The organism is Endozoicomonas sp. YOMI1 (assembly GCF_024606345.1).
GTDB lineage: Bacteria > Pseudomonadota > Gammaproteobacteria > Pseudomonadales > Endozoicomonadaceae > Endozoicomonas.
In genome coordinates, this window is record NZ_JAHHPM010000319.1 from 1 (window position 1) to 8108 (window position 8108).

Genomic DNA, 8108 nt, shown 5'->3' on the forward strand with positions numbered 1-8108 from the left:
CCGTCCTCGCTACGGGGTCGCCTAGACGGGCGCTATTCTCGGACAGCCTCCTAGTAGCGGCAAGAAGCCTGCTTTCTGCTGCCGTTATAATTTCCACTGATCTATACTCTCGCTTGAAAGCCATGAAGGTAGAGTGAAATTTGTTATAAGCATCTTCATGGTGACAACAGCAAGGTTTTGCGTATGAAAATCCTGGTGACCAAGTTTCGTAATCTCGGTGATGTTTTGCTTTCAACACCACTGTTTGCCAGCTTGAAAGCAATCTATCCTGACTCGGAGCTTCATGTTTCTGTTAACGATTTCTGTACTCAAGTAGTAGCCGATAATCCCCATGTGGATAAGGTAATTCCCTATTCCCGAGGCAAGAAGAACAAGCAAACCTTCTGGCAGCGTATTCGCACGGAAATTGAGTTTTACTGGCAGTTTAAAGGGCAGTACGACCTCGTTATTAACCTTACTGAAGGAGATCGAGGTTATATCATCAGTGCTCTTTCGGGAGCATCCCGGCGAATGGGGTACATTAAAAAGCCGACATTGATCAACCGGCTTGCTCGTTTTGATACGACATTCAATAGCCAGCAACGTATCCCTACGGTTCAGAAAGACCTGCAATTTGCTGAGGCTATCGATTCCCGGAAAGTAATAAAGAAAGTCACCTTGGGCTGGCGGAAAGATCATGAAGAGATGATCGACGAACTATTGTCCAAACTAGAGCTAAATGAAGGTTTTGTGGTCGTCCACCCGGTTTCACGATGGATGTACAAGTGCTGGGACTCGGGCAAAGTTGCTCAGTGTATCGACCATATCCAGAAAAAATGGCTAAAACCCGTTCTTTTAACGACGTCTTCCGACCCTAAAGAAGTCCGCATGGCAGAGGAAATTGCCAGCCACTGCCAGCAAAAGCCTTTCCAACTGCCACAACCAGTTAACCTGCAGGCTTATGCTTACCTGACATCAAAAGCCAGTATGTTTTTTGGTATTGACTCAGCCCCCATGCACATTGCTGCTTCTACAGATACACCTGTAGTTGCACTTTTCGGAGCCAGTGAACCAAACCTCTGGGGCCCCTGGGACAATAAACAGGGAAGCAACTACCGGCTGATGACAGGTGTTCAGCATAATGGCATTCACTGCGTCATATCGAATGACAACATGGAACTCTACTTTGACGGTGACAGAAAGCTATCAAGAGGAATGATGGCGATCTCCATTCCTCAGGTTATAACAGAGCTTGATAATGAGCTGGAGAAGCTGTCAAAAAGTCAACAGACACCCCATACCGCAGATACTGTCCAGCTGACTGCTGGTGCAATATAGTTGAGCCACATTTTTCAACTCAGATACTTGATAATGAGCAAACCATCAAACCTTCATTTCGTCCTGAATGATACAGATCGCTGGCAGGATCTACTGTCCGGTGACCTACCCACACCTGCAGATATCAAAAACCGGATTATTACGGGAGAAGATATTTGGGTACTATTAACTTACCTGCATTTTCGCAACGCAGGCTATAAAGTAACCTTGGGTAGTGGGGCTTGTTTAGACAAAATCAATGTCATTGATGGTGTTAAATCCCGCCCCAAAAACACCTTTGCCGACTATTTCTATGTAGCCTGCAGAACAGATGCTCACTACCCGGAATTTGGTCACTTTGTATTGCATCAGAACCTAATTCATACGGGCAAAAGCAACGAAATCTATGTACCTCAATGGCCACAGCCCGGGCTGGTCTTACGTGAAAGCCAACGCGGAAATAGCATCAAAACAGTGGCATTTTTTGGTCAGCCCAAGCGAAACCTGGGGAAAGCATTCCAGTCCGAAGCATTTTTGTCCGAACTGAAAAAGCGCGGTATCGAGTTCATTATCAAAGGAAAGAGCAACGATAGCGTTGAGTGGCACGATTACTCCAACGTAGATATTGTGATTGCTGTCCGGGATGTGCCGGTAGAGCTACTAAAAATCAAACCCGTCAATAAAGCCACCAATGCCTGGCTTGCTGGAGCGTTATGCATTACAGGCGACGAGCCTGCCATAACGGCTGCATTTAACAGTAATAAAGCCGTTTTACACGCCACTACAGTCAATGGTGTTCTGGCAATTATTGACCGTTTACGGGAACATCCTGAGCTTTTTTCAGAACTTGCGACAGAAGGCCAGAAACTTGCCCAGGACTACAGTGAACCATCAGTACTGTCTTACTGGGTCAGAATGGAGGAGTTTGTTACTCCAGAGTTTGAACGCTGGAAAAAAACCGGCAAGGCAGAGAGGCTGATCAACTATTCTCGGAGGAGAATACTTAACCGGTTCAGTAAATCAACCCACAAGTGGACCATTTCCCGGCATATCTAACCTATTGCCGGGGCCTTTTGCTTTCCATTTACTATCTTGCCAAGGCCTGAAACGACTATGAGCTTATACAAAAAGCTGGCTATCTTCTTTAAGTACCGTAAAAAGAAGTTCAAAAAACTTGGCGTGAATGTTCAATTTAAAGAACTGGATTCAAAGTACCTTCACACTGAAAACATCGTGCTTGATGATCACTGCAAAATCCTTGGCCAAGCCTATATTGACGGCAGTGGTGGTGTTTTTATAGGCCGTGGCTCAGTACTGGCACCTCTATGCACTATCATAACCAGCAATCATTTTTATGATGAAAATGACCTTAAGTTTCTGCCTTACGACAATCGTATGGTCAGAAAGCCCGTCAATATTGGCAGGTATTGCTGGATAGGTCGTAACGTGATGATTATGCCAGGAATAACCATTGGTGATGCATCAATAGTCGCTGCTGGCAGTGTTGTTGTGAAAGATACCCCTCCTTATAGCGTAGTAGGTGGAAACCCGGCTCAAGTCATTAAACAGAGAAACCAGAATAAGCTGGAAGTATTAATTCACGAAAAACGATGCTATGAGGATCCTGAGGCCAATTCGGACAAGAGGAAAATCTTCATATAGCAGAGAAAATCGTTGCTATATTTTCAATTCTTAATATTCATATTGCATCAATCCCACTGGCTACTGAATACACCATTGCTTAGAGGTTGCCGAAACAACCAGTCGCCGCCCCAGTGTTGATTGATCACTTCCAGCATCTTGCCAGAACTGACCCTCTTCAGCTGATGATGCTTTTTTAGCCTTATTTCGGCAATAAGTTCGCTGAGGGACTGCCAAAATACGCTCATAAAAATGCCGAGGTTTTCGCTCCTGAGGCAAGTCGTGAAGTCTTATATTTTCATAACCCGCCAGCGTCAAAAAAAGATGCAGCGTTCGAACCGTAGCATAGACCTGAGCCAACCACTGCCTGAAGGCGCATCCAATATGCGTTTGGGTTTTCTCGCATTAAGGATATCGGCAACAACCGGCATATAGGGTTTCATAAGTAGGTAGATCCTGATTGCGCAAAATGTCGCAAATTATACGTCAACTTACTAACTTTTTGTAAAGACCAAGACATAAATTTCAGCTGAATCTGCTCGAAATAAACTAATCACAACTCCTGAATACTGACTCCATATCATCAACCATCTTTTTCTTAGTGCAGCTAGTTAACGCAAACTCAAAGCCAGCCTTTGCATATTTTTCTCTCATTTCAGAGTCATTAATCAATGTTTCAAGGGTGCCTCGAACACTATCCACATCTTTGGTCTTAACCAACAGCCCATTTTCCCCCGGATGGAGAACCTCAAGAATACTACCAACATTAGTAGATATAATCGGGAGCTTGCACAGCATAGCCTGCATGATTACCTGTGGAACCCCTTCATTACCATAGGAGGGAAGACAGAAAATATCCATCGACTGAAGCCAGGGAACTACATTCTCCTGATTACCAGCCATGGTTACCCTATCTGAAATACCAAGCTCTGAAACTTGTTGTTGAACATTTTCAAACTGTGGACCGTCACCAACAATCAGCAGATGTATATCGTCCCTGGATAACTGCGCAAAAGCATTGATCAGATATTCATGCCCTTTCCAGGACCGCAGGGTTGCAAGAATACCAACAATGGTTTTATCCACAGGTAAACCCAGTGTCTGGCGAATTTCTTTTTTGTTATCAGCCGGCACAAAGCGCGATTGATCAATACCGGTAGGAATCGATTTCATCTTTTCCAGTGGAATACCATTGTGGCTATGCAATGTTTGTCGCAACTGCTCACCAGTGGTGACAATAAAGTCATTCCCTTTGTTGTATAGCCACAATGTACTTCGATTGTTGTGTACTGCTGTTGATAAATGACGGGTTCGTACAATTCTGGGCCGATGTTTTTTCCAGGCCAGACAGAGCGAAACCAGCCAGCTATCGGTAGAACTGTGGGTGTTAATCACATCAAAGTGATTTGCCGACAGGTATTGATGCATTGCCCATAAAGAAGATAGCTTCTTTTTCTGAATCGGCAGGGCAACCGCCGGAATACCTCTTTTCAAAGCCGCCTCATAGATTTTTGAGTGTTCAGGACAGGCGATGGTGACCTGTTGGCCACGTTCAATCATCCCTTCAGACTCAGTCAGGGTTCTGATTTCCTGACCACCCCATCCACAGGATGACTCTGTATGTAAAATTTTCATGCTTTTCTCAAGTATTCAATATCTGGCTATACAGAGACAACAACTGGTTCGTAAGCCGTTCTGAAGTGAATGGTTTAATGGTTTCCCGAGCCATCATACCCAGGCTCTCGGCATGGCCTTGATCAGTAAATGCGTTGATGGCAGAGGATAAAGCGGGTATATCCAGGGCATCACAGCAGTAGCCATTTTGTCCTTCCTCAATAATCTCCGCTCCACCACAGCTGGTACTGGTGATCACGCCAAGGCCTGCTGCCATGGCCTCCAGAATAACGTTCGGAAAAGGGTCATAAATCGTGGGCAGAATAAAGCCGTCGGCAGCACCATAAAAACGACTACTGTCGTTCTGCATCCCCATAAAATGAACACGCTCAGCACAGCCCAGATCACGGGCCTTCTGCTGATATATTTCTTCCTGTTTGTCTTTGCCAACAACAATCAGGTGCGCTTTTGTTGCTGCAACGGCTTCCAATGAGGCTGCCAGGCCTTTCCGCTCAAACCCGGAACCCACAAACAGCATCGCCGCTGCATCTGCTTCAATTCCCAATGTTTCCCGGACTGCCAATCCTTCAGCCTGTTTCAGGGCAGGATTAAATTTTTCCTGATGAACACTGTTGTAGATAACGTGAACAATCTCTGGCTTGATGGCAAACTCCCGGCAGACTTCCTCTTTCACCATATGGGAGTTACAGATAACCGCTTTCAACCTCGGATGCTCAAACATCTGCTTCTCCGCATCCATCACATAACGGTGAAAGCGATCATTTTTCATTCGCTTGGCTTGAGCTTCAGGGATGATTCTCGAGCGATGTGCCAACCAGCATTTATGAACACCATCACCAGCACGATAAATGGTGCAACCCGGAATGCGTTCATGGCTCTGAACAATATCAAAACTGGGGAAGTGTTTTTGTGCTGCCCTGGCAAAACCTCGTTCACGGCTGACACGGCCCCATTTAAACGGATTGCAAATCTCAACATGAAAAGAAGGGTTCTTTATACCCTGCCACTGTCGGGTTAATACGGTAATATCCAGTTGCTGCTGCTCTGCTTTTTGCTGAGAGAGTGCCGACAAAGCCGATGCCACAAAACGCTCGGCACCGCCATCGGGCCGGTATTTTTGTCTGACAATAGCAAGCTTGATCATAAACTCAGGTGCCCCGTTATTCACCGGCCTGCTTACGGGTCTTGCCCATAGCCCAGAGCGCAGCATATTTATTGAAGGTATACTGGGTAACCACCAGTGAGAGGAGGAGCCCGTGGCCGCCATCAAGGAAGCCTTTTCTCAGTAAAAAGGTTTTAATAAACGCACCCAGCGCATGGCCAAATGCCGATCCCAGACCGACTTTCCTGCCTTGCAAAAAACGCTCTTCGGCCCAGCTTCGGGCGTATACCAGTTGCTTCTGCTGAAACTGCATGTAGTCATCACAGGTACGATGCAGCAGGTCACCCCGGAGGTTGATCACTTCAGCTCCGGCAGTATCAACGGATTCGTGCACCAGGTTGCTGTTATAGGTTCTCTCGTTATTTAGATAGAGGCGCAGGACTCGATCCGGATACCAGCCACAATGCATCATATAGCGGCCAAGAAACCAGTTACGACGGGCACAGGAATACACTTTATTGACTTGAAGCGGTTTTGACAGCACTTCTGAAATGCTCGCCTTGAGTTCATCGGTTACCTGCTCATCCGTATCCAGCATCAATATATAGTCAGATGTCGCATATTGCTGGGCAATCTGGCGCTGCCTGCCATAACCCTGCCAGTCAGTGTGCTGATAAACCCTGGCACCACAACGGGTGGCGATCTCAACCGTATCATCGGTACTGCCAGCATCGAGAAGAATGATTTCATCGGCCCATTGCACGGAATTCAGGCTACTCTCCAGGGTAGCACTGCTGTTTTTGGCAATCAGGACAACAGAAAGGGTATTCGCTTGAGACATAAGTGGCGCGGCTCGCTTTGTCAAAAGCTGTCTCGAAGAGCCAGCCAGCAAACAAAATAGCCGAATAATATCGACTTTGTGGAACCCAGTAAACGACAGGCTTTTTCAGCCTGACATTTCCGCCCGATTTGCTTTCAGTTAGAATAACTCCCCTTAATTTTCCACGGTAACCCTTCACTATGAAAGTCACAGTTTTCGGTATCGGCTACGTTGGTCTGGTACAGGCTGCGGTACTGGCAGAAGTGGGTCATGATGTTGTCTGTGTCGACATCGATCAAAACAAGGTTGAAAATCTCAAGCGCGGCATCATTCCTATCTACGAGCCCGGGCTCGAATCTATTGTCAAAGAGAACAGTCAGGCTGGTCGGCTGCACTTCACCACGGATGCCGCTGAGGGCATCGCCCAGGGTACATTGCAGTTTATTGCCGTGGGAACGCCACCGGATGAAGATGGTTCTGCCGATTTGCAATATGTCCTCGCTGTGGCCAGTACTATTGCACAGCATATGGATGACCGGAAAATCATTGTTAACAAATCCACGGTCCCTGTCGGCACCGCCGATAAAGTGGCCGCCAAAGTGGCAGAAGTCCTGCAGAAGCGAGGCGCTCAACTTGAGTTTTCGGTCGCTTCTAACCCTGAGTTCCTGAAAGAAGGGGCGGCGGTTAATGACTGCATGAGACCGGATCGAATTGTGGTCGGTACCGACAGTGCTGATCTTGAAAACAATCATGTAACGGATACCATGAAAGAGCTTTACGCCCCTTTCAACCGCAACCATGACCGTATGATTTTTATGGATGTCCGCAGTGCGGAACTGACCAAGTATGCAGCAAACTGCATGCTGGCGACCAAGATCAGTTTTATGAATGAAATGGCGGGCCTGGCTGAACGACTGGGTGCTGATATTGAGATGGTACGCCAGGGAATCGGCTCTGACCCCCGGATTGGCTTCCACTTTATCTACCCTGGCTGTGGTTACGGTGGTTCCTGCTTCCCGAAAGATGTTCAGGCCCTGAAAAGAACAGCAGAAGACATTGACTTTGAACCGCTGATCCTGAGAGCCGTTGAAGATCGCAATGCCCAGCAGAAAAATGTTCTGTTCACCAAACTCAGCAGGCACTTTACTGGTCAGCTGGCAGGTAAAACCATCGCGCTCTGGGGGCTGGCATTTAAACCCAATACGGACGATATGCGCGATGCGCCAAGCCGTGTGCTGATGGAATCACTCTGGCAGGCCGGTGCGCAAGTGCAGGCCTATGACCCGGAGGCGATGGAAGAGGCACAACGCATCTATGGTCTTCGGGATGACCTGACACTGTCTGGTACACAACAAGCGGCAATTAAAGGCGCTGATGCCCTGGTTATCTGCACCGAGTGGCGTCAATTCCGTGCTCCCGACTTTGACCAGCTGAAAGCGTTATTGAAAGAGCCTGTGATTTTTGATGGTCGTAATATGTACGAGCCAGTACGAATGAAACAGAAGGGCTTCACTTACTATGCTATTGGCCGCTTGGAGGCTGTTCGAGAATAGCGCCCTTAGCGAGGATTGCGAGAAATTGAGGATAAAAATTTCTGATTCTGAGGAGAATAGC

The 8108-nt window shown here is 47.1% G+C and carries 8 protein-coding genes; 4 read left to right on the plus strand and 4 right to left on the minus strand.

All coding sequences use genetic code 11. From position 1 onward, the window contains the following. The first annotated feature begins 183 nt into the window (after positions 1-183). Genes rfaQ through KDK15_RS11410 form a run of 3 tightly spaced genes read left to right on the plus strand, consistent with a single transcriptional unit; the run spans position 184 to position 2958 of the window. Positions 184-1317: a putative lipopolysaccharide heptosyltransferase III gene (gene rfaQ, locus KDK15_RS11400; RefSeq protein WP_257295478.1), complete on the plus strand. Its 1134-nt coding sequence runs from the start codon at positions 184-186 to the stop codon at positions 1315-1317. Positions 1318-1350: 33 nt separating this feature from the next. Beyond that, positions 1351-2352, plus strand: a complete 1002-nt coding sequence (locus KDK15_RS11405; protein WP_257295479.1) for a hypothetical protein — start codon at positions 1351-1353, stop codon at positions 2350-2352. A 57-nt stretch (positions 2353-2409) separates the two neighbouring features. Then, positions 2410-2958, plus strand: a complete 549-nt coding sequence (locus KDK15_RS11410) for a DapH/DapD/GlmU-related protein (protein WP_257295480.1) — start codon at positions 2410-2412, stop codon at positions 2956-2958. Positions 2959-3005: 47 nt separating this feature from the next. Here KDK15_RS11410 and KDK15_RS11415 read toward each other — a convergent pair whose 3' ends face one another. The 4 genes from KDK15_RS11415 to KDK15_RS11430 form a co-directional block, all read right to left on the minus strand. Continuing rightward, positions 3006-3185 carry a hypothetical protein gene (locus tag KDK15_RS11415; RefSeq protein WP_257295481.1) on the minus strand — a complete coding sequence of 60 codons (180 nt, stop codon included), beginning with the start codon at positions 3183-3185 and terminating at the stop codon, positions 3006-3008. Positions 3186-3486: 301 nt separating this feature from the next. Then, positions 3487-4572 (minus strand): glycosyltransferase family 4 protein, encoded by a 1086-nt coding sequence (locus KDK15_RS11420; protein ID WP_257295482.1) that lies wholly within the window; start codon positions 4570-4572, stop codon positions 3487-3489. Between the two features lie 7 nt (positions 4573-4579). Continuing rightward, positions 4580-5716 (minus strand): glycosyltransferase family 4 protein, encoded by a 1137-nt coding sequence (locus tag KDK15_RS11425; protein WP_257295483.1) that lies wholly within the window; start codon positions 5714-5716, stop codon positions 4580-4582. Between the two features lie 16 nt (positions 5717-5732). Next, a complete protein-coding gene (locus KDK15_RS11430; protein ID WP_257295484.1) occupies positions 5733-6515 on the minus strand; it encodes a glycosyltransferase family 2 protein in 783 nt (260 codons plus the stop codon). A gap of 179 nt (positions 6516-6694) precedes the next feature. Here KDK15_RS11430 and KDK15_RS11435 point away from each other — a divergent pair, with 179 nt between their 5' ends. Next, the gene (locus KDK15_RS11435; protein WP_257295485.1) at positions 6695-8047 is read left to right on the plus strand and encodes a UDP-glucose/GDP-mannose dehydrogenase family protein; all 1353 of its coding nucleotides are present in this window, start codon (positions 6695-6697) and stop codon (positions 8045-8047) included. Positions 8048-8108: the final 61 nt, after the last annotated feature.

Bases quoted from the DNA above. Each gene is read 5' to 3' on its own strand.
- KDK15_RS11435 (WP_257295485.1), top strand. From the start codon at position 6,695: ATGAAAGTCACAGTTTTCGGTATCGGCTACGTTGGTCTGGTACAGGCT.
- KDK15_RS11410 (WP_257295480.1), top strand. From the start codon at position 2,410: ATGAGCTTATACAAAAAGCTGGCTATCTTCTTTAAGTACCGTAAAAAG.
- KDK15_RS11425 (WP_257295483.1), bottom strand. From the start codon at position 5,716: ATGATCAAGCTTGCTATTGTCAGACAAAAATACCGGCCCGATGGCGGT.
- KDK15_RS11405 (WP_257295479.1), top strand. From the start codon at position 1,351: ATGAGCAAACCATCAAACCTTCATTTCGTCCTGAATGATACAGATCGC.
- KDK15_RS11415 (WP_257295481.1), bottom strand. From the start codon at position 3,185: ATGAGCGTATTTTGGCAGTCCCTCAGCGAACTTATTGCCGAAATAAGG.
- KDK15_RS11430 (WP_257295484.1), bottom strand. From the start codon at position 6,515: ATGTCTCAAGCGAATACCCTTTCTGTTGTCCTGATTGCCAAAAACAGC.
- rfaQ (WP_257295478.1), top strand. From the start codon at position 184: ATGAAAATCCTGGTGACCAAGTTTCGTAATCTCGGTGATGTTTTGCTT.
- KDK15_RS11420 (WP_257295482.1), bottom strand. From the start codon at position 4,572: ATGAAAATTTTACATACAGAGTCATCCTGTGGATGGGGTGGTCAGGAA.